Here is a 21,288-nt window from a genome sequence, read left to right on the forward strand (position 1 = left end):
GCGTGCGCAGATGAACACGTGCCAGGCCTGGACCTCCCTGCGCTCGCCTCCGGCTCGCTCCGCCTCCGTCCAGGCACAGGCACCGTTGCGCCTCCCTTCGGTCGGCGCAATCGCTTTCGCGATGCATTCTTCCATGCCTATTCTTTTAATACGTGGGAGCTGAGGAGGTTGTCCAGGCTGCGGAAGATGCCGAGGCCGATGTAGCGCATCCAGTCGCTGGTCCTGGTGGCGCGGGGACGGCGGAAGACGTCGATGCGCCTCGCCTTGGCCTTCGGCCGCCACTCCGGTGCGTAGTCGATCTCCTCCCGGGCTCTGTCCGCCCACTCCATGCGCAGGGCGTCCCCCAGCCACACCGGCACGTACTGCTCGCGGCAGGGATTTCCCGGCGTCATGTAGATGGTGCAGCGCGCGGGGTCCATGAGGAAGTTGTTGAGGGTCCTGGCCACGTTGAACTCCACCAGCGCCTCCACCAGCTCCAGCCGCCGCAGGTGGCGGAAGAAGTTCCAGGGGTGGCAGCATATGGTGGCGTCGTCCACGCGCTCGTCGTAGAGGCTGCGCTCCATCCCGAACTCCGCCAAGGTGGAGTAGTTGAGGCCGTGGTCCCGGGTGATCATCCTCGCCGTGAGGTGGTCGATATCGCCCCGGAAAAGGTCCAGCAGCTCCCACATGCGCGCCAGGCGGGCGAAGGAGCCGGCGATGAGGGGCTCGATGGAGGGGTCCGCTCCTCCGGAGAGGGAGCGGTCCAGGAACTGGTGGTGGTTGGCCGAGGCCAGCACGCCTCCGTGGTCAGAAGCCCTCTCCACCGCCATGTGGTGGTGGGAATGCTCGATGACCACCGCCTCCCCGTTCATGTCCGCGAAGATGTCGTTTGCGTTCATGATGATGGAGATCGCCAGGCCGGGCACCACCTCGCGGGGGTTGTCCCTCCAAACGCTCACCGCGCCGTCCACCGTGGACTGGGTCTCCATGGCCAGGTTGTTGAGCTCGAAGAAGGTCAGGCCTTCCCCCCCGTCCATGGATCCCACGGAATTCACGCAGGAGCAGAGCCCGTCCCCGTTCATCACCCCGATCCCGAAGAGGACGGGGAGCCCCATGCATACGTAAGGCTTGTAGCCCGCGATGTCCCGCACGTAGAGGGGCATCCTGCCCACGATCAGCCGTATCCAGGGCGGCAGGTCGAAGTTCCAGGACACGTAGACCCTGCCGTCGGAGGTCGCCGGGGGCACGGCGGCGAAGTTGGTGCAGCCCGTGGCCGCGGTGGAGGCCAGGGCCAGCCCCCCCGCCATGACCTCGCGCGGCTCCTCGCCCAGGGCGCGCGCCAGCCCGCTCACCCGCTCCAGATAAGCGGGGTAACGCTCCGCGAGCAGGGCCATGTGCCTCCGCGCGCGCGCCGCCTCGGCCGCCGCATCCGCTCCCCGTCTTCTCAAGGCCGACATGGCATACCGCAGCACCCCGCGGTACAGGCGCTCTCTCTTCTTCCCCGCCGCGTACCCGTAGGCGAAATCGTCCTCGGCCATGATCACCTCGAGCATTTCCCCTCCTTTGATGTTTCTGCTCACGCGGAAAAGCCTCCCGTGTTCCCGCCTTATGATCGGCTGCCTTCAGTCATACGGGTCAGGCCTGTCGCCACAGATCCGGCAACCATCGTCATCCACAGCAACCCGGTCGGTTCGTCCGTTCAGGCGCCGCCGACGGCTCAAGAAAGCCTTATTCTTTCTTTATGAAAGGGAGCGGCTTGAGCCTGCCCTCCGGTTCCAGTTTCTTCCATCCCTCGGGGAGCAGCTCCATGACCCGATCGCGGATATACTCGTTGTCCTCCTCCTCGGCGAGGCGGAAAAAGAGATCGAAGGAGACGTCCTGTCGCTCCACGAAATCGGTGACTATCTTCACCATCCTGGCGATGAGCTTCATGCCCTTCCTATCCCGCGGCACGGTGTCCGCCCACTGCCGCAGCGTCTCCACCTGCTGGATGAAGCGGCCCTCCGCCTTCTCCTCCAGGTCCCCCAGCACCTCGTACATCCTCTTCTTGGGCGGGAGGGTGAAAAGCTTCCCGATGTTCACCTGGATGCCCCCGTCCTCGCGCCTGTAGGTGGCCACGGGGAGGATAGGAGCCGGCGCGGCGCGGGCAAGGTTGGCCACCCCGAACTGGAAGGGCTTGACTTCTCCCGGCTTGCTCCTGGTCCCCTCGGGGAACACGAAGACCAGCTCTCCCCGCCGCAGGTATTTCAGGCTGAGCCTGATGGCCTCGGTGTTGTCCTTCTTTTCACGGTCGATGGGGATGACCCCGAAGATCTTCCAGAGGGCCCAACCCATGGGGCCTTCTTTGCCCCGCGCGATCTCCGTCTTCGCCCACGGCCACATGTGACGGTGGACGAGCGCCGGCTTTAAGGCCAGGGCCACGGCCACGATATCCAGGCTGCTCTGGTGATTCGAGACCACGATGAAGGGACCGTAGCGGGGCACGTTCTCCACCCCGGATACCCGGAGATCGTATTTAGGAGAGCGCGCGGCCAGCGCGAAGAAGGGCCTTATGAGCACGTACCTCCACCACATGCCTGGCCACCTTTCCCTCGTCCCGTAGCCGCCGAATCTCTACCTCGGCCCGCCTGCCCCCGATATCTACCACAAATAGATTAAGTCAAGCGCCGCCATCCGTCCACGGCGCGCGTGGGGGTCGCGGAGAAAGGGTGTCCGCGCACGCCGGGCGAAAACCAACTCGTGTCACTGTCCATGCGCGCATGGGGGTCGCGGAGAAAGGGTGTCCGCGCTTCAGCATCACGAATCCGTCCATGGCGCGCGTGGGACTCGCGATAGGCGCGGTCATGCGGGCACCATCTCCGGGTTGTGGGTCGCGTACAACAGCCTGCCCTCCTTGAACACGGCGGCGGGGAAGAGCACGTTCTCCATGTTCTCCAGGGGATTGCCGTGCAGCAGCACCAGGTCGGCCAACTTCCCTTTCGCCACCGTCCCCAGGTCATCCTCCATGCCCAGGATGCGCGCGTTGTTGATGGTCGCCGCCTGCAGGACATGCAGCGGCGTCATGTCCGTGGCGAACTCCATGAGCACCATCTCCACGCCCAAGCCTCCCGGGAACCCCTGGGGAGTGCCCCCGTCGTTCCCGCAGCCGATGAGGGCCCCGGCATGGTAGAGCCGGTTGAGATTCTCCTGTCCGTTGACCAGGGCCTCGGTGAAGATCTTGGGGTCCAGGGTGAACAAGAGGTGCTTTCTCTCGGTGTATCCGGGATCGCGGTAACGCTTCTCGAAGCGCAGGAGCTCGCGGTGGATGGCCGGCTCGCACATAGCGGGATACAGGGTCCTCACCACCTCCAGCCGGTGTGCCAGAGCCTGCCTCACCAGGGGATGGTCCAGATAGGGGTCGGCATGGCTCGCCCCGCAGAGCGCCCATCCCACCTGTACCGTGGGCACGATGAAGCGTTCTCCAGCCGTGAACTCCTCCACCTCGCGGGCCTCCAGGAGCTGGTCGGAGGGGAGATGCTCGAGTCCGTCAACCCCGAACTCAAGGGCGCGCTGGAACCCCCTGCGGAAGCGGTGGTGCACGGAGACCTTCATCCCCCGCGCGTGCGCCGCCTCCACCAGCGCGCGCAGGGAGGCGTCGTCCAGGATGTTCAGCGGCTTCTGGCCCACGAAGAGGGAACGGTCGTCGAAGGCGGTCTTGATAAAGGAGGCACCGAGCTCCGCGTTCCTCTCCACCGCCTCCACCGCCTCGGCGGGAGTCCTCACGGCGAACCCGAACTCCCCCACCTTCCGCGCCACCGGTCCCGGCAACGGGGGAAGGAAGTCCGGATAGCCGCCGGGAGCGTTGATGAACGAACCCGCGTGCACAACCCTCGGGCCCAGAAGCCTGCCCCCCTCCACCGCCTCCATGAACCTCCGCATCTGCAGTGGCAGGGTGCCCACGTCCCTGACCGTGGTCACGCCATGGGTGATGCATTCCTCGAAGTTGCGCTCGAACTGCCTCACCGCCGCCGAGACCACCTGGGGGCCGAAACGCAGCGTGGAGGTGAGGATCATGTGGCAGTGGGCGTTGATGAGGCCCGGGATGACGAAACGCCCGCCCGCGTCCAGAGAGGTCATGCCGCCGATCTCCGCGGCCTTTTTCTCGGTAAGGATATCCTCTATGCGGCCGTCCCTCACCAGGATCCCGCGCCTGTGGAGCACCGCGCCGGTGAGCACGTCCACGATCTCCGCGTTCCGGATGAGGTATCCTTCCCCCCGGGGCGGCGACCACACCTCCGCAGGGCGCCTGTCGCTGCGCATGCGGCGTTCCGCCAGAAACGGTTCGATGGCCGCCATGAGCGCCCCCGCGGCCGCGAGCTTCGCCATCCTTGCCGGTGAGAAACGCATATGTATCACCCCTTCTTTTCCTCTTGCTTTCCTTTATTCTATCACTGCGGCTCTCTCCGGCCTCCACCCTGGAGATGCGACCGCCGGCGAAGGGGCCGCGTTGCCCACCGCGGCAGCGGCCCCATGATGGACGCCGCGTCAAGGGGGGCGGCCACTCCAAGACCGCTCGGAACGGAGTTTAAGCACAGGCCTCACGGTCCATAATCATCCTGGGTGACGGTTCCCGAGGGCTTCCAGGCCGTGAGATCTCCGGATCTCCTGGCCCTTCGTTGCGGGTCAGGGAGAGAAAGCGAGGAGGGCGATTTGGGCGGCAGGCTCGACGCCGTGATCATAGGAGCGGGACTGGGAGGGCTTACCGCCGCCGCCCGCCTGTTACACGAGGGGCTTTCGGTACTGGTCCTGGAGGCGGAAGCACACCCCGGAGGCACCGCCTACCTCTACCGGCGCCGGGGATTCCTCTTCCCCATGGGTCCCCTGGGTTTCAGCTCTCCCCAACTGGTGAAGGACGCCCTGAACGACGCAGGTATCACGAGAGAGCTTGAGACACGGCGCGTCCACTACCAGCTCACGGCCTTCGGGATGCGCGTCCCCCTCTCCCTGCCCTACCGGGAGATGATAACCAGGCTGAGCGAACTCTTTCCAGACGAGGAAGCCGGGATAAGCAGGTTCTTCGGCCACATGCGCAATCTCTCCCGCCTCCAGGAACGCCTGGCCGGGGAGGGGGCGTCCCGCACCAGGCGGGGCGAAGCGGTTGATGCCGCCGCCTATCTTTCCGGCCTCATCAAGGACTGGAGACTGCGGCGCATACTTGGAGGTATGGGCAGCCGTGAGCCATACTCAGACCTGGCTCTCCTCTCCTCCATGTGGTCTCTATTGTGCGAGAGAGGTATCCACTACCCTCTCATGGGCATGCACGGTCTGTGCGACCTCCTTGCCGGGCGCCTGGGTTGGAACCCTAGCCAGGCGCACGCGGAGGGAAGCGGCGGGCGCTGCGATCCCCTTCCCATCCGCACCGCGGAAAAACCGGCGACTTTCGCATCGGGAGGATCGCCGGCAGGCCGCTTGTCGCTCAACACCCGCGTCGCCGGGATCACGGTGGACAGAGGAAAGGCCAGCGGCGTCCTGCTGGAGGACGGGACGAGGATCGAGGCGGGGGCGGTGATCAGCAACGCCGACTTCAAGACCACCTTCCTCCATCTCCTCCCCCGCGAGGCGGTGCCGGAAGGACTGCGCCGCGACGTCTTCTCCGCGCGCTTGACTCCCTCAAATCTCCAGGTCTGCCTGGGGCTGGACGAGTCACGCGTAGACCTGTCCGCCTACGGCGAGGCGAGCCGCATCATCCACCGCCGCCAGGAGGGAGAGGGACCTCCCGCGGGCGGTCCGGACTGGGGGGCCCCAGAGATCGACCCCCGTTCCCTTGCGGGCGAGGAGATGGAGATCGCCCTGCTCTCCCGGGACGACCCCTCCCTCGCCCCGCCCGGCCACTCCGTCATGGTCATCAGGACGTCCGCGCCCCACCGGCACTTCGCAAGGCTCCGGCCGAGGCGCGGAAGGCGCTCGCGGGGCTACTTCGCCTACAAGACGGCTCTGGCCGGTGTCCTCATCGAGGAGGCGTCAAACATCGCTCCCGGGCTGGCGGACGCCGTGGTGTACATGGACGTGGCCACCCCCCTCACCTTCGAGGAAAGGGGAGGGCGCAGCGAGGGCGCGGTGGCCGGCTGGTCCTGGGAGAGGAAGGCGGGTAAGGGACGGGAGGAGAAGGAGCTGGTGCGCACCCCCATCGCGGGGCTCTACATGGCTGGGCACCAGGCCTTCTCCCTGCTCGCCCTGGGCGGCGTCCCCTCCGCCATGCTCTCCGGGCTCAAGGCCGCCGCGTATCTCCTCGCCGGCGCCGGCCCCGTTGACGAGATGCGCATCCCGGTGTAGAACCGGTCTCTTGTTCGATTGCGTGGGTTCTGATCCTAATGTGGTAATATATCCCATTCACGTCACGCCGTCCGAGCGGCACGGGAAGACCTCTGTGCCATCCCGGTCAGACACCATCCTAAACAACGCTTCGTGGAAATCATCGTGAGCACGCCTCGTAAAGACTATTAAAGACTATAATTACATTATGGATCCGATCGTTCATGAGGAACGGTCGTGTTTGCGGGCAACGGTGGGATCAGCGCCGCGTCGCGGCTCGCGGCAGCTGGAGGATGTCGGGCAGGGTGATGGAAGAGGAGGGTGCAGGTTGTCTTTGAGGAGAAAGACCGCCCTTATCCTGCTGGGGATATTCCTGGTCCTTCTAGCCGTGCTGTGTTTCTCCTCCTGGCTGTTCATCATGGGGAGCTTCGGACGCCTGGAGCATGACGACGCCGTCGACGAGGTGCTCCGCGCCAGGAACGTCTTCGAAGACGACCTCCGGAACATCGACACCGTGCTCCGCGACTGGGCCGTGTGGGACGACGCCTATGCCTTCATGGCCGACCGCAACCAGTACTTCATATCCTCCAACCTCACCCCTGGGGTATTCGAGAACCTGCGCCTCGACGTCATCGCTTTTTTGGACACGCGGGGCGAGCTGGTCTTCGGCAAACGCTACGACGCCGCAAGCCGCGGCCTCCTGCCCCTCTACCCGGACCTCCTCCCCGCCCTCGAGCCCGTGCTGGGCGCGACGCAGGACACGGGGGAGGGCAGGCGGGCGGCGGGAGTGCTTTCGCTCTCGGAAGGGCCACTGCTCCTCGCGGCGGAGCCCATCCTCACCAGCGCCGGAGAGGGTCCGCCCAGGGGCACCCTGGTCATGGGACGCCTGCTGGACGAGGAGGAGGTGCTGCGTCTGGCCGAGATAAGCCACCAGGACCTGGACATCGTGCCCGTGGCGGGCGAGGGGATGCCGCTGGATCTCGAACGTGCGCGGGCGAGGCTGCTGGAGGGGGAGGATACCGTGACCCTCTCCCCCGCCGCCGGGCGCATCGCCGGCTACATGCTGATAGAGGACCTGCGTGGGGAACCAGCGCTGGTGATCAAGGCCGAGCTCCCGCGCAACATCCACCGGCAGGGGATCAACACCCTCCTCTGGTACGCACTCTTCCTCCTCGCCTCCTTCCTCCTCTTCGGCGCGGCGATGTTCCTGGTCATGGAGAGGATGGTGCTCTCGCGGCTTGCCCTTCTCAACTCGGAGGTGGCCGCGATAGGAAGATCGGCGGACGCCGGCGCGCGCGTGGGAGCGGAGGGAAAGGACGAGATCTCCCATCTCGCCTCATCCATCAACGCCATGCTCGACCGCCTGGAGCGCAGCGAGGAGCGTTTCCAGTCCCTGATCGAGAACGCGCTGGACATAGTGGTCATCATCGACCGCGAGGGCACCGTCACCTACGAGAGCCCCGCGGTGCAGAGGATCCTCGGCTACGAGCGCGGCTATTTCCTCGCGCGTAACGCCTTCGAGCTGGTGCATCCCGATGACCTGGAGAAGGTGATGCAGACTTTCGCTCGCCTGCTGCTGACACCGGCTGGGATAGAGCGCGTCGCTTTCCGTTACCGCGACAGCGCCGGAAGATGGCGGCACTTCGAGGTGCTCGCCTACAACATGCTTGAAGACCCCGGGGTCGAGGGCATAGTCATCAACGCCCGGGACGTGAGCGACCAGGCCAGGGCACGGGAGAGGGTCTCCCGCCTCAACCGCCTCTTTATGGGTCAGGTGGCGGACAGCAACCGGAACATGAAGAACGTCGTGCTCGCGGCAAGGGAGCTGCTGGAGGTGGACCTGGCGGGATACATGCGCGCCGGGCGCGGCGGCTATCTCCTCTTCACCAGCGAGGATGCCTCCGCCACCCCGCGTCCCGTCGAGGACGCGGACCGCTACCTCGCCTTCGACATCATCGCCAAGGGCCTCCGGGGGCCCGTGGTGATAGGGGATATCGCCTCCGAGGGGTTCGTGGACACCTCGCCTCTGGCGGTGAGGCACCGGCCCAGGTTCTTCGCCGGCCATCCCGTAACCGCAGGAGGCAGGAGCAGGGGCTGCCTGTTCCTCATGGATAAAGCAAGGGGGGCCCTGGACGAGGATGACCTCTCTCTCCTGGGGACCCTCGCGCACGTCCTCTCCGTCGAGGAGGAGCGCCTGGCTTATGAGCAGGGGATCAAGGACTTCCTGGACGTGGCCAGCCACGAGCTGAGACACCCCATAACCCTCATGAAGGGTTACGCCCTGACCCTGAGAGACTACGGAGACCGCCTTGAGGAGGGACAGCGCCGCGAGTTCCTGGACATCGTCAACCAGGGCGCGGACCGCATGGATGCGTTGATCAAGGAGCTCCTGGACGTCTCGCGCATCGAGAGGGGCCGGTTGGAGCTGAAAAAGCACCTCGTGGCGCCCGCGGAGGTGGTGGCCGCGGCGGTGGGCGAGATGCGGGAGAAATGGCCCGCCTACCGCTTCGAGCTGAGGGTGGAGGACTCTCCGGCGCCGCGCGATCTGGACCCCGAGAAGATCGACCGCTTAATGGTCATACTCATGGACAACGCCTGCGAGCATTCTCCGCCTGGCTCCACCATCGACGTGACGGTGGAGGAACGGGACGAGGGCTTGCTGGTCTCGGTTATGGACCACGGGGTGGGTGTCCCGGAGGGCGAGCGCGAGCTCATCTTCGAGCGCTTCCACCAGGTGGAGGACACCCTGCGCCGCTCATCCCAGGGCATGGGGCTGGGCCTGTACATCGCCCGCGAGATCGTGCAGGGGCACGGAGGCCGCATCTGGCACGAGCACCGCGAGGGCGGGGGGTCCATCTTCCGCTTCACCATCCCCTGAGCCGATGGGAAGCCCAGGCCGCCTGCGGCGCCCCTGCGCGCGCTGGGTGACCGCTATGTTCACCACCGCCGGGCTCACCCTCTCGGCCGCCCCGGACACCGCGCGCAAATAGGCGTCCAGGGGGTCAGGCCCGGATTTTGGATCATGGACCGCCCTCAGTCAGGATAGCTGTTTGTCAGAGGGGTCAGTCGTTCATGTCTTGCGGACGAGACGCCACCGAGAATGAGAACAGCTCTTCGCCACCAAGACACCACATATCGCTTATCTAAGGTTTTTTCGGAGCGGCCCCTAATTATCAACTTCTTGTGCTTGATTCCTTCGATCAATGGGTCTCGATCCAAATTCCGGGCCTGACCCCTTGGGTTTGACCCCTTGGATTTTGCCCTTCACCGGTCGATCTCGAACACGCACGCCTCGGCGCCCGCGGCCGCGCAGGCCACCTCCCTGGCCTCCAGCCTCTCGCCGGTGATGGCGCTGACATGGCCGGCCACCAGCCCCGCGAAGATGTGGCACACCGGCTCGCCCGAGGGCGGCAGCCACGCCGCCTCCTGGGAGTTGAGCAGGGTCACCCGGATGGGGCGGGAGCGGTAGTCGAATTCCGCGATGCGGCCCCATCCTCCCTCGTTGAGGATCAGCCGCGCCACCATGGTCTCCACGTGATCCAGGAAGCGGGCCATCCTGGGGTCGGAGCGCACCCTGTCGATGAGCCCGGCGCTGGTGACCAGGGGGACCAGGATCTTCGGGGCCCAGCGTCCCTGCTCCAGGGCGTAGGTCGCCTCCTTGAAGCCGGCCTGGTAGCCGATCTCGTAGAGGTAGCGCTCCTTCTCCGCTCCCGCCGCCTCCCCCAACACGTGGTGGAGGATCTCGACGATCTCCGAACCGAAGAGCACCTCGTCCACGCCGCCGATACCGATGCGTCCCTTCTCCGCGTCCACGTCGTGGATCTCGAAGGCGGTAGACCCCATATAGGCGCGGGGCAGGACCGGGAGCAGCCCAGAGAGCAGCGGCGCGTTGGCCACGGGTCGCAGGAAATACCTGACAAACCGCGGATGTCTGTCCGCGAACTCCAGCGCGGCCAAGGCCATGCGCAGCTTGATCCCCACGAACATCCTTCTCCTCCTCCCTCGCCCGGCGGCGGATCTGCTCCCGCTGGGATCGTTCCCTCACTCGTATTCCACGCTCACCGCGTCCAAGCGCACCGCCTGGTTTCCGTCGCCGACCAGGAAGACCCTGACGTGCAGGGTGCCGCTCCCGGCCTGGGCCGCGAAATCGCCGATGTGGCTCTCCACCTCCGAAGCGAGGTTGGCCTCCCTGCTGGTCGCGGCCTCGCTCCAGCGCTCCCCGTCGTGGTAATACCAGGTCTCGCCATCCGGTGAGAGCTGGTAGAGCACCGCGCCCTCGCTGCCCTCGCCCAGGGTCTCAGCGAACCCGGTGAGCCTCGTATAGGCGACGCCCTCCCGGGTGACCAGGGAGGGTCCGGCGGCGGCGTAGGCGCCGGGCGGATACTTGACGATGAAGGTGGTGTGCCCGACATCCTCGTTGCCCGCCAGGTAGGAGAAACCCAGGGTATAGATGTTGCCCTCCCCGTCGACAAGGCAGGAACGCGTGCCCACCAGGTAGCCTTCCCTGGCCACCGTCCTGGGGAAGCCGCCGGCGAGGGAACCGTCCTGCCCGTAACGCAAGGTCAGGACCACGGGGGGCGCGGCGGCGGCGATGAAGGCGGCGGCGATGGCGCCCGCGCCGTCCACGCCCCCACGCCAGGCGTCGGGAGGGCTGCAGTTGCGCACGCCGTCCTGCCCGTAGATCTGCGGCCAGCCCGGCAGGAGCTGCCCGTCCGCGCCGTACTTGGCGACCATCAACTGGCCGGTGATCGGCCTCTGCGGCATGTCGGTGTTGGAGCCGACGACCACCAGGTTGCCCGCGGGGTCGAAAGCCCCCTGGTGGTACTCGGGCGCCTGCTCCGGAAGGGGGTGCTCGTAAGTGGCGGTCCAGAAGGCGTCGTCGGGCAGCCTTTTCAGCTCGGCCAGGGAATCGCCGCCGTCGTTCACGCTGATCAGGCCGGCGTCGAACGCGAAGGCGGAGGGGTCGTCAAACTCCCAGACCTGCCGCTTCACCTCTTGCCCGCCCCCACATCCGGCCAGCAGCCCCGCGAGCACGAGCGCCGCCGCGCAGAACCGGAAAGCTCTCATGGCCATCCCCCCTCTTCACGCACCGCCGCCAAGATGCCGCGTATATATTACTACGACGGGGGGGACAGAGCTCTCCGGCCCGGCACGGTGCCCGCGTCAGCCGCATGCTCTAGACGCCGGCCGCGAAACCCGGGACGGGCGTGTATCGGGGGCTTATCGGGCTTGTCGCATCCCGTAAAGGCAGCGCTCGATGTGGCGGCGGCAGGCCAGCAGGACCTGGTCGGAGAGGGCGTTCCCCTTGAGCGCCCGGGCCAGGGTGAGGCCTCCGACCATGGTCGAGAGCACGGCCAGCGCCTCGTCCCGCGGGTTATCCGCTCCCGCCTCGCGCAGGCGCGAAGCCATCTCCTCCACGCTCTCCCCGATCTCCTCCGCCAGCGCCTCCCGCAACTCGGCATCCTCCCGCGCCACCTCGCCCAGTGTGGCGGGCAGGGGGCATCCCAGGTGCGGGTTGTCACGGTGCTGCCGCGACAGGTAGCTCCTGGCCACGGCGTTGACCCACTCGCTCCCCTTCCTCTCCCCGGCGCTCGCCGCGAGGAGGGCGCGGGACCTGCGGAAGGCATCCCGCAGGGCCTCCGCCATCAGGGACCGCTTGGAGGCGAAGTGGGCGTAGAAGCCGCCCACGGTCATGCCGGCGCCCTCCATCACCTCCGCTACGCTGGCGCCGGAGATGCCTTTCTCCCGCATGAGGGTTCCCGCCGACGTGAGTATCCTCTCCCGGCTTCTCTCCTTCCTCTCCGCCTTCGCGTTGCTCAAGGCGAACCTCCTCTTTCGCACCGGCTCCCCGTCCGGGACTCAACCCTTCATACGCGCGGCCAGGAAGGACTGCAGGTCCGGGGGCGGGCTGGCCTCCTCGCGCGGCCTGAGCCTGATGGCCTCGTCGCCCTCGCAGGTCGGCGCGCATACGCCGCAGCCGATGCACAGCTCCGCGTCCACCACCGCGACGTCGTCGACCAGGGATACGGCCCTGACCGGGCACCTGTCCACGCAGGTGCCGCAGCCGACACAGTCGTCGCTCTCCACGCACGCCACGTAATTGGAGCGCGCGTAGGTCAGGAGTCCCCGCTCCGACCGCACGCGGAAGAACCCGCAGCAGCAGGGGCAGCAGTTGCAGATGGTGCGCAGGCTGCCCTCAAGGTTGTCGCAGACGTGGACCAGGCCTTCCTCGGTGGCGGCCCTGAGCATGGCCAGCGCCTCGTCCGCGGTCAGCTCGCGCGCCTTGCCCATCTCCACCATGTAGCGACCCAGGCTGCCGAAGTGCATGCAGCGCTCGGTGGGCCGGTCGCATCCCTCGCCGGTGTATTTGCCGATCTGGCGGCAGGGGCAGTGGCCCACGGCGATGAAGGAGGCTTCCCTCACCTTCTCGGCCAGGGCGTCATATGGAAGGACCTGGGAGGCGTCCTCGAGGGTCTCCGCGATGGGCACCACCCGGATGAGGGGGATGCCCCGGGCCATCTCCTCGCCGAAGCCCTCGTCTATGTATTCCTTCCACAGGCGCGAGAGCTCGCGTTTGACGGGCGTGTCCAGCCCGTCCAGGAAGGGCACCTCCACGAAGCCGACGATGCTGGGGAGCAGGCGGTAGATTCTCTCCTTTCCCGGCTTCTGCTCCGTGAACACGGTGCCGCGGTGGGCCATGGCGTCCAGGATCTCCTCCAGCCTTCCGGCCTTTTCCGGCAGCGCCGCCTCCACGTCGGCCAGGGTGCGGTTCTCGTAGATGGCCAGCTTCAGGGCCACCTCCGCCTCCTCACCGGGATAGAGTATCTTGAGTATCTCCAGTAGCGTGGGGGACATGGGCACGCCCGCCACCGCCTTGTCCAGGTGACGCGCCAGTTCCTCGTAGACCTGTCCGCTCATCTCTTCCTCCCTTTCCGCGGGCCTTTCCGGCCCTCACTAATATTATGTTTATAATATTATACTAATAATATTAGTCACCTGCGAGAGGGCAATGTACGGCGGCGGACATGCTTGGGCTCACGATTCCATAGGCCACATGTCGCTTGTGCCGTAAGGCCGCGCTTGCACGCTTAAGAACGGAGGGCTCCGGGGAACTGGGGCTCCCCTCTTTTGACGCCTCCGGCAGCCAGGAAGGGGATGCGTCACCCGCCTTCTTCCGCGCGGCGCTTGTGGGCGCGGTTCATGGCCTCGAAAGGTTTCCTCGATGAGCGCAACATCGCTTTGCCGAGCAGGGGAGCCGCCAAGCCGAAGGCGGAGGCGCCGTGCCTCAGACGGGTCTTTCCGTCGGGCGTCTCCTCCATGGTCCAGTAATGGTCGAAGCCGAAAAGCCCCGGCAGGCGCGGCCATCCCAGCCAGCGCAGCTCCCGTCCCGGGTCCACCACCGTGAGCCTGGACCGGAAATTGTAGCCCCGGCTTCCCTCCGGCTCGAAGCACACCTTGAGCATGGACCCCACGCGCAACTCGCCTGAGGCCCGCCTGATCATGGGGTTCCACTGCGGATATGAAGCGAGGTCGGTAAGCACTTCCCAGACGCGTTCCGCCGCCGCGTCGATCTCGATCTCCGTTTCCATATTTTCCTTATTAAACATGGCGCCTTCCTTTCCCTCTCCCGCCTCAATCGAGAGGCCTGCCGAACAGGGCGCGGTATTCGAACTGGTCGTGGGAGGCGACGGCGCGCACCTCCTCGCCGTGCTCCCGCAGGAGCCGCCGGATGCGCCCGACGGTCTCCATGGCCCGGGCATGGTCGCGGTGGGCGACGCGCCTGAAAGCCCTCACGCCGATGGGGGCCTTGCCCACCTCCCGCAGCTCCTCCTTGACGTAGTAGGCGTCCCCGCAGTGCAGGATCCAGCCCTCCCCCGTGTCCACCGCCACCCCGCAATGGCCGCGCGTGTGCCCGGGAAACGGCACCAGCAGGATCTCGCGCGGCAGCCCGGGCAGTTCCCGCACGCACTCCAGACCGAACCAGTCCTGCGCGGAGACGGTGTCGTAGGTCACCCACTCCGGACCGTGGGCGAAGTGGCACTCGCGGTAGCGGTCCCTCTCCATGGCGCCCGCGGGGTTCCGCGCCGCTTCAAGCTCCGCCGCCAGCACGTGCACCCGCGCACGGGGGAGATCGGGAAGCCCCCCGGCGTGGTCCCGGTCCAGGTGGGTGCAGATGACGTCGGTGACCCGCGCGGGATCGAGTCCCAGGCGCGCGATCTGCTCTACCGCCGGCAGCGAGGGATCGGTACGGACGTTGAGGAGCAGGTTGGCGCGGGACCCCAGGCGGCCGGGATCCCGCATATCGGCGGTCCCGAAGCCCGTGTCCACCAGCACCAGGCCGTTCCCCGTCTCGATGAGCATGCATATGCAGCAGCTGCGGTCCTGCATGGCCGAGAGCAGCGGCGCGATGCGCGGGTACATGGTCCCGCAGTTGAGAAAGCGCACCTTCATCAAGCCTTCCTCCTGTTTATCCCTTCGCCGCGGGGCGAAAGTTCCGGCATTAGCGTGAGAACTGCGCCTGCAGCCACGCGAAGGTGAGGTCCAGCCACTCGCGGTAATGACCCATGGCGCAGTGGTCGTCGTCCTCGTAGAGCTTGAGCAGGCCGTGCGGCGCCCGGGTGGCGAGCAGGATGGAGTCCTTCGTCCCCAGCAGGGTGTCGCGGTCCCCGTTGATGACCAGGAGGGGGATCTCGATACGCCGCCAGAGGCCGTTCCTCTCGAAAGAGAGCTCGTCCAGCCGCGCGGCCATCTCCCTGAGACTCGCGGCTCCGGTGACCTTCTTGAGCGCCGAGACGATGATCTCCGGGGTGCCCAGGGAATTGCCCGGCCCGAAGGCGTGGTGCAGGGGAGCCCCGCAGGCCACGGCGCAGCACAACCTGCCGCTCACCGCCGCCATGCGCGCCGACCAGTATCCCCCGAAGCTCGTGCCCACCATGGCCACGCGCTCGGAGTCGACCCTGGGGTGGGAGGAGAAGTGATCGATGACCCGGTGGTAGATCTCCTCCGATTCCCCGGACATGGGCTGCCGGTAAGCGTAGGTCCCGGGCATCTCCATGAGGAAGACGCCGATCTCGGCGTCACGGTAGACGAGCAACGGCAGGGCGAGCTCCTGCACCGTGCCCTCGAGACCGTTGGTGACGATGACCATGGGGACCTTTCCCTCCCCTTCCGGGAAGCGCGCGTATCCCTCCACCGTCTCCCCCGCCGCCTCGATCACCACCTTCTCCATGCGGTCGTCCAACATGGGGGTGCCGCGCTCGAACAGCTCCCTGGCCTTGCGGTAGGCCTGCATCCTCAGGGGCGTGTCGCCGGGGAAGGCGCTCACGGTGTAATAGGTCATCGCCTGGATCAGAAGCCTGATAGCCTCCTGCCCGCCTTCCTCGCCTCCCCGCGACAGCAGCTTCTCCGCTTTCTCTTCACACTCCGCCGCGATGGCGTTCCAGTAACCGCACCAGGCTGTCTCCTCGAAGGACCTCAGGCCGTCGAGCTGCCCGGCGAAAAGGTCGGGGTCGATGCCCCCCATGTTGGCGTAGCGCAGGCGGAAGAGCTGCGGCAGGAAGAAGCGCACCCCCAGCCGCTGCGCCGCCCGCTCCGTCTGCCCGGAGACGAGGCAGAGGGTGGTGAAGAGGTCCTTCGCGACCGACGCCGGATGCACCTCTCATCCCTCCATCATCTTCGCGAGCCAGGCCGCTATGGGCGGGACGATCTCGTCCACGTAGTCCGTCATCACCAGGTGTGGCTTGTCCTCCAGGTAGAGGAACTCCTTCTCGCAGGTCAGACGGTCGTACACCCGGCGCACGTAGTCCTCGGGGAAGATGTTGTCTCGCCCGGCGTGTACCACCATCACCGGGACGGCGATGTCCTCCACCCTGCGGGCCATGGGGGTGGTGGGGAGGGAATGGAGGGCGCGCAGGCTCACCGCGGTCAACGCCAGCGGGTCTTCCTTGAGGAAGCGCAAGACGTCCGGGATGATGCGGCTGGGCTCGGCCTTGAGGTCGAGGTAGAGGGTCACCGGGATCATCAGCTCCCCCAGCGGCGAGTCCATCAGCGGCTTGAAGGCGGGCAGGAGGGGCATCAGGGGCTTGAACATCCCGGGCCGGCGGGTCATCCTCTCGTTGTCCGGCTCGTCGGGGGCGATGACGTTGTGGCAGACGGCGGCCTTGAGGCGGGGTTCCGCCGCCGCGCAGTAGAAGGCGACCATGCCTCCCTGGCTGGAGCCGGAGACCGCCACCCGGTCCCCGTAGGTCCCGATGGCGTGGTCGATGACCGCCAGGGCGTCCTCGGCCAGCTGGCCCAGGGTGTACACCCCCCGCTTGCCGCTGCTCATGCCGTGGCCGCGGGGGTCGAAGCCCACCACGTTGAAGCCCTGCCGGCTCAGCTTGTGCATGAACTCGGTGTAGAGCAGGGCGTAAACGCTGGTCCCGGGCACGAAGACCATCGCCGGGTCCCCCGGCTGGCTGCGGAAGTGATAGAGGGCCAGCCTGCGGTCCCCCAGCTCGAGCCATTCCTCCTCCCAGGTGCCGTAGAGGTCTCCCATGCCCACCCTGATGAGGAGGGACGCGGCATAGGCCCTAGCCTCCTCTTCCGAGGGCACCTTCCTGTTCATCATGGCGTAGCTGTAGGCCGCCCATCCCGCGAGTCCCGCCGCCGCCGCGCCCGCGGCCTTCTTCACCTTGCTCACCTCGACCTCCCTTCGCCAATCCCGGTCCTGGACTCGAGTCGCCGCGTGCATGCCGATCTCGTCTCTTCTTCCGTTCAGGCTTCCCTTCGCCGTTCTCACGCTCGAGCAGCACAGGCGGTTCCGATCATGCCGACCTCATCCCCCTCTTCGTCTCGACCCGTCTTTGCGAGGGCGGTTTCCTCCCCGCGACGGACGGGGGCGAGACATCCCGTGGGGTAAGGTCGGAGCGAGTCATCGTCCCACGCGTTTAAGGCCCTGTTTATGAGTGATGACTCATTCACTTCCAGCAGGCTATGATTATCACACCACCCCGGCCGTGTCAAGGCGGCTTAAAGCCAGGATGAACCTGGTTCACTTGGGAGAATACTGCGTTATGGGGGAAGTTGTCGACCTGCGCCTATGCGCGATGGCTCTTTCTTCTATTATTCTATGAACTATAATATTATGATTTCATAGAATAGAATCTTGCGGGAGGTGGAGGAATGGAGAAGGAAGAGCGTCCCATGAAGATCGGCGAGCTGGAAAGGCTTTCGGGCGTGCCTCGCCACACCATCCACCTCTACCTGCGCCATGGCCTCCTGCCTCCACCCGTCAGGACGGGCCGGACCATGGCCTACTACCATCGGTCACACCTCGACCGCCTGGCCGAGATCGCGCGCGTCAAGGGCTCCGCGCGCGTCCCCCTCGCCTTCCTCAAGAGGATGCTGGGGGAGATCGAGAGCGCGGAGAAAGGGGAGGGGAAAGGCGAGGACGCCGGGGCCGAAAAGGCGCCGGGGGAGGAGCGCAGGCGGCAGATACGGGAAGCGGCCGTCGGGGTCTTCCTGGAAAAAGGCTACCAGCGGGCTAGGATCCAGGACATCACCGCCGCGGCCGGGATATCCACCGGCACCTTCTACCTCTATTACCGCGACAAGCGTGACCTCTTCATGGACGCCATCGACGAGCTCATCCGGGGCACGGTGGCTGGCCTCGAGGAGGTCGCGGCGAGGGAAGGCGATCCGGTCAGGGCGGCGGCGGCGATCGCCGGCTTCTATATCGACAGCTACGGCTACTTCTCGGGCATCATCAACCAGCTGCGCGGGCTGATGGCCTCCGCGGAGCCCTCCGCCCGGGAAAAGTTCGTCTCCCTCCACAACCGCATGGCCGATCCCATCGTGCGCGAGCTCCGCGCCGCCATGGCGAGGGGGGAGATACGCGAAGTCGACCCCGAGCTGCTCGCTCGAGCCCTCATGGGCATGGTGGAGTTCCTGGCCATCCGCCTTTCCTTCGATGGCCGCTACACCACGGACCAGGCGGTCTCGTTCCTGGTGGACCTGCTCATGAAGGGCGTGGGCAGGGGTTGAGCGGCGCGGCGGCCACGGTCCCTTCGCCTAAAGCTCCCAGGCGGCGTCGAACCCGTCCCTCACCGCGTTGTGGATGCGCCCGGGCTGGCGGGCGTCGCCCACCACGCGCACGCGCGCAAAGCGGGGCTCAAGCTCCCGCGCCAGGCGGTCGTCGCTCTCCACCCCTTCCTCCAGCTCGATGCCCTTGCCGGGCGGTTCCATGTACTGGCAGAACTCGTCCACGGTGAGCCTGAAATAGGCGGCGATCTGTTCCGAGGGGGTGCCGTCGAAATTGGCCATCCCCACCCCCATGGGGGCCATCACCACGCGGTTCCTGATGGCGAGCTTTCCTATCCTTCCCTCGCTGAAGAGATACGGGTACTGCATCTGCCGCCTCCTCTTCCGGGCCTCACGTCGCCGGACCGATGATCACGATATTATGCCCTCGCCGAACAGTCCACCCTCACGCCGCCGGCGGTGCCGGGCACGAGACGGGTTTGGTTAGAGAGGACCTGCCGTGGGTAGAATATCGACAGCTAAGAGGGTCCATCGCATTGGGGAAGGTGGAGCGGTCCAGGCCGTGGAGGAGATCCTTAAAGAAGCGAAGGGAGAGGGCGCGAAGTTCTCGCGGAGGATCCTGCGCCTCCTCTACCAGCCCTACAAGTGGCTTGTGTTCCTGCCCCTCTTCGTCCTTTCCACCTGCTTCTTCGTGGGGCTGGGGGTGGTCTTCATCTTCCTCTTCGACGACAGGGTCGCCAACCGCACCACCGGAGTATGGTGGGCGCGCTTCAACGCCTTCATAACCCCCATGCGGGTCAAGGTCATCGGGAAGGAGAACGTCCAGAAAGGACAGTCCTATATCGTCTGCTCCAACCACCAGAGCTCCTACGACATCTTCGTCCTCTTCGGGTGGCTGGGCATCGACCTCAAATGGGTGATCAAGAAGGAGCTGCGCGCCTACCCCGTCTTCGGCTACGCGGTGGAAAAGGGCGGGAACATCGTCATCGACCGCTCCAACCCCAGGGAGGCCTACAAGTCGCTGGAGAAAGCGCGCCAGAAGATCGCCGGCGGAACGTCCATCATCATGCTCCCGGAGGGGACGCGCAGCCGCACCGGCGAGCTGGGGGAGTTCAAGAAGGGGGCCTTCGTGCTGGCGCGCGACCTCGACCTTCCCATCCTGCCGGTGAGCATCATCGGCACCAGGAAGATCCTTCCTCCCAAGACCCTGGACCTCTTCCCGGGGCGGGCTATCATGAAGATCCATCCCCCGGTAGACGTAAACCTCTACGCGAACGAGCCCCTGGAAAAACTGATCCACGACGTGAGGGAGATAATACGCGCCGGAATGGAGGAGGGGTGAGCCGTACCCGCGCGCGAGAGGCCAGGCGCACCGCCCTCCCGCGGCAGGAAGGTCGACGGGTGGGAAGACAAACGCGATGTATATGGAAGGTGATGGCAGATGGGAACAGGACAGCCTGTAAACACGACGTCTCAGCCCGGCGCTGAAACACGCACGAAGGGGGAGAGGGGATGAACATCCCGCAGACCCTGCTCATCGCGGCGATCACCGCCTTTGCCTACTTCACCATCCTCTTCTTCGTAGCCCTTCTCCTCAAGGACAACAGCATCCTGGACATCGCCTGGGGCCCCAGTTTCATCGTCACCACCTGGGTTGCCCTGGCCGTGAACATGGCCCGTAGCCCGGAAGGCCTCATCCTCGGAGCGCGCCAGTACCTGGTGGCGGGGCTGGTGACGGTATGGGGCCTGCGCCTGGGCATACGCATCTACCGCCGCAACCGCGGGCGGGGCGAGGACCCGCGCTACGTCAGGTTCCGCGAGGAGTGGGGCAGGTATTTCCTCCTGCGCAGCTATTTCCAGCTCTTCCTCTTCCAGGGCGTGATCCTCATGCTCAACATCACGCCGGTGCTGCTGATCTTGGCTGGGATCAGAGGCGGCCCGGCCTGGTCGGACTTCCTGGGCGCGGCCGTCTGGGTGACGGGCTTTCTCTTCGAGGCCATAGGCGACTACCAGCTTGACGCCTTCCTCAAGGTGCCGGAGAACCGAGGCACCATCATCGACCGCGGGCTGTGGAGGTACACTCGCCATCCCAACTACTTCGGCGAGGCCACCATGTGGTGGGGCATCTTCATCATCGCCCTCAACCAGCCCTGGGGATGGGCCGGCGTCATCGGTCCCCTCACCATAACCGGTATGCTCCTCTTCGTATCCGGCGTCCCCATGACCGAGCGGATGATGGAGAAGACCCCGGGGTGGGAGGAATATAAGCGCACCACGAGCATGTTCATCCCCTGGTTCAAGAGGCGGGCCGGGCAGTGAGATTCCGCAGGATGGGCATGACACACATGGCCCGGTACCTTCGAGTCCCGGGATTTAGAGCCAGAGGTAAGGAGGTTGGTTGATGAAAGAGTACGTCATCGGTTATTTCGCCTTTCTCGTCCCCATGCTGGCCATCGACTCGGTGTGGCTCTTCACCATGTCCCGGCGCTTCTACTCCACGCACATCGGGTCCCTGCTCGCCGACAAGCCCAGGCTGCTTCCGGCGGCCGCCTTCTACCTCCTCTACGCCTTCGGGGCGGCGGTGCTGGTGGTGGTGCGAGCGGTGAGCAACGAGACGGGCTACCTCAAGACCTTCTTCCTCGGGGCTATCCTGGGCCTCATGGCCTACGCCACCTACGACCTCACCAACCAAGCCACCCTCAAGGAATGGCCGGTGCTGGTTACCGCCGTGGACCTGGCGTGGGGGGCCCTGCTCACGGGCGGCGTGAGCATCATCGCCGTATCCATAACCCGCGCCCTCATCTGACGCGGCGGCCCGAGGCCCCGCAGCCGTGGGGTCCATGGCCTCCCGGGGCGGGTCGCTCTCCCTTGACGGCCGGGGCCGAGCCGTCTCCGCTCAAAGGCCTCTTCCGGCGCTTTCGCCCGCGGAGTCACCCGGCATGCGGCACAAGCCAAGGGCCGGTTCATACCGTTCCGTGAACGACGGCATATGGCTCC

Annotated in this window: 18 protein-coding genes; 6 read left to right on the top strand and 12 right to left on the bottom strand. The window is 66.0% G+C overall.

What is annotated here, in order from left to right; translation table 11 throughout:
* Positions 1–137: 137 nt before the first annotated feature.
* The 3 genes from H5T74_07615 to H5T74_07625 all read right to left on the bottom strand — a co-directional run bounded on the left by H5T74_07615 (position 138) and on the right by H5T74_07625 (position 4,365).
* A complete protein-coding gene (locus H5T74_07615) occupies positions 138–1,532 on the bottom strand; it encodes a hypothetical protein (GenBank protein MBC7230240.1) in 1,395 nt (464 codons plus the stop codon).
* Positions 1,533–1,707: 175 nt separating this feature from the next.
* Positions 1,708–2,553, bottom strand: coding sequence for a 1-acyl-sn-glycerol-3-phosphate acyltransferase (locus H5T74_07620; GenBank protein ID MBC7230241.1), 846 nt, complete (start codon positions 2,551–2,553; stop codon positions 1,708–1,710).
* A 267-nt stretch (positions 2,554–2,820) separates the two neighbouring features.
* Entirely contained in the window at positions 2,821–4,365 is a 1,545-nt protein-coding gene (locus H5T74_07625) for an amidohydrolase family protein (protein MBC7230242.1), read from the bottom strand.
* Between the two features lie 303 nt (positions 4,366–4,668).
* Here H5T74_07625 and H5T74_07630 point away from each other — a divergent pair, with 303 nt between their 5' ends.
* On the top strand, positions 4,669–6,291 hold the full coding sequence (locus H5T74_07630) for an NAD(P)/FAD-dependent oxidoreductase (protein ID MBC7230243.1): 1,623 nt from the start codon (positions 4,669–4,671) through the stop codon (positions 6,289–6,291).
* Between the two features lie 307 nt (positions 6,292–6,598).
* A complete protein-coding gene (locus H5T74_07635; protein ID MBC7230244.1) occupies positions 6,599–9,148 on the top strand; it encodes a PAS domain S-box protein in 2,550 nt (849 codons plus the stop codon).
* Between the two features lie 386 nt (positions 9,149–9,534).
* Here H5T74_07635 and H5T74_07640 read toward each other — a convergent pair whose 3' ends face one another.
* The 8 genes from H5T74_07640 to H5T74_07675 all read right to left on the bottom strand — a co-directional run bounded on the left by H5T74_07640 (position 9,535) and on the right by H5T74_07675 (position 16,951).
* The gene (locus H5T74_07640) at positions 9,535–10,257 is read right to left on the bottom strand and encodes a 4-vinyl reductase (protein ID MBC7230245.1); all 723 of its coding nucleotides are present in this window, start codon (positions 10,255–10,257) and stop codon (positions 9,535–9,537) included.
* A 54-nt stretch (positions 10,258–10,311) separates the two neighbouring features.
* A complete protein-coding gene (locus tag H5T74_07645; GenBank protein MBC7230246.1) occupies positions 10,312–11,337 on the bottom strand; it encodes a hypothetical protein in 1,026 nt (341 codons plus the stop codon).
* Positions 11,338–11,490: 153 nt separating this feature from the next.
* A complete protein-coding gene (locus H5T74_07650) occupies positions 11,491–12,090 on the bottom strand; it encodes a TetR/AcrR family transcriptional regulator (GenBank protein ID MBC7230247.1) in 600 nt (199 codons plus the stop codon).
* A gap of 39 nt (positions 12,091–12,129) precedes the next feature.
* Positions 12,130–13,188: a 4Fe-4S binding protein gene (locus H5T74_07655; GenBank protein ID MBC7230248.1), complete on the bottom strand. Its 1,059-nt coding sequence runs from the start codon at positions 13,186–13,188 to the stop codon at positions 12,130–12,132.
* Between the two features lie 242 nt (positions 13,189–13,430).
* Positions 13,431–13,877, bottom strand: coding sequence for an SRPBCC domain-containing protein (locus H5T74_07660; protein MBC7230249.1), 447 nt, complete (start codon positions 13,875–13,877; stop codon positions 13,431–13,433).
* A 25-nt stretch (positions 13,878–13,902) separates the two neighbouring features.
* Entirely contained in the window at positions 13,903–14,721 is an 819-nt protein-coding gene (locus tag H5T74_07665) for an MBL fold metallo-hydrolase (GenBank protein MBC7230250.1), read from the bottom strand.
* A gap of 49 nt (positions 14,722–14,770) precedes the next feature.
* A complete protein-coding gene (locus H5T74_07670) occupies positions 14,771–15,925 on the bottom strand; it encodes an alpha/beta hydrolase (GenBank protein ID MBC7230251.1) in 1,155 nt (384 codons plus the stop codon).
* Positions 15,926–15,928: 3 nt separating this feature from the next.
* Positions 15,929–16,951, bottom strand: a complete 1,023-nt coding sequence (locus H5T74_07675) for an alpha/beta fold hydrolase (protein MBC7230252.1) — start codon at positions 16,949–16,951, stop codon at positions 15,929–15,931.
* Between the two features lie 482 nt (positions 16,952–17,433).
* Between H5T74_07675 and H5T74_07680 the strand changes: the two genes are divergently transcribed.
* Positions 17,434–18,294 (top strand): MerR family transcriptional regulator, encoded by an 861-nt coding sequence (locus H5T74_07680; protein MBC7230253.1) that lies wholly within the window; start codon positions 17,434–17,436, stop codon positions 18,292–18,294.
* A gap of 27 nt (positions 18,295–18,321) precedes the next feature.
* Here the strand turns inward: H5T74_07680 and H5T74_07685 are convergent, their stop codons facing one another.
* Positions 18,322–18,660 carry a hypothetical protein gene (locus H5T74_07685; protein MBC7230254.1) on the bottom strand — a complete coding sequence of 113 codons (339 nt, stop codon included), beginning with the start codon at positions 18,658–18,660 and terminating at the stop codon, positions 18,322–18,324.
* 247 nt (positions 18,661–18,907) lie between these two features.
* On the opposite strand from H5T74_07685, the gene H5T74_07690 reads away from it, so the two are divergent.
* The 3 genes from H5T74_07690 (at position 18,908) to H5T74_07700 (ending at position 21,097) form a co-directional block, all read left to right on the top strand.
* Complete coding sequence (locus H5T74_07690) at positions 18,908–19,633, top strand: 1-acyl-sn-glycerol-3-phosphate acyltransferase (GenBank protein ID MBC7230255.1); 726 nt, start codon at positions 18,908–18,910, stop codon at positions 19,631–19,633.
* Between the two features lie 170 nt (positions 19,634–19,803).
* Positions 19,804–20,610: a DUF1295 domain-containing protein gene (locus H5T74_07695; protein MBC7230256.1), complete on the top strand. Its 807-nt coding sequence runs from the start codon at positions 19,804–19,806 to the stop codon at positions 20,608–20,610.
* An 82-nt stretch (positions 20,611–20,692) separates the two neighbouring features.
* Complete coding sequence (locus tag H5T74_07700) at positions 20,693–21,097, top strand: DUF2177 family protein (GenBank protein ID MBC7230257.1); 405 nt, start codon at positions 20,693–20,695, stop codon at positions 21,095–21,097.
* Positions 21,098–21,288 lie beyond the last annotated feature (191 nt).

Source organism: Actinomycetota bacterium, assembly GCA_014360645.1.
Lineage (GTDB): Bacteria > Actinomycetota > Geothermincolia > Geothermincolales > RBG-13-55-18 > Solincola_B.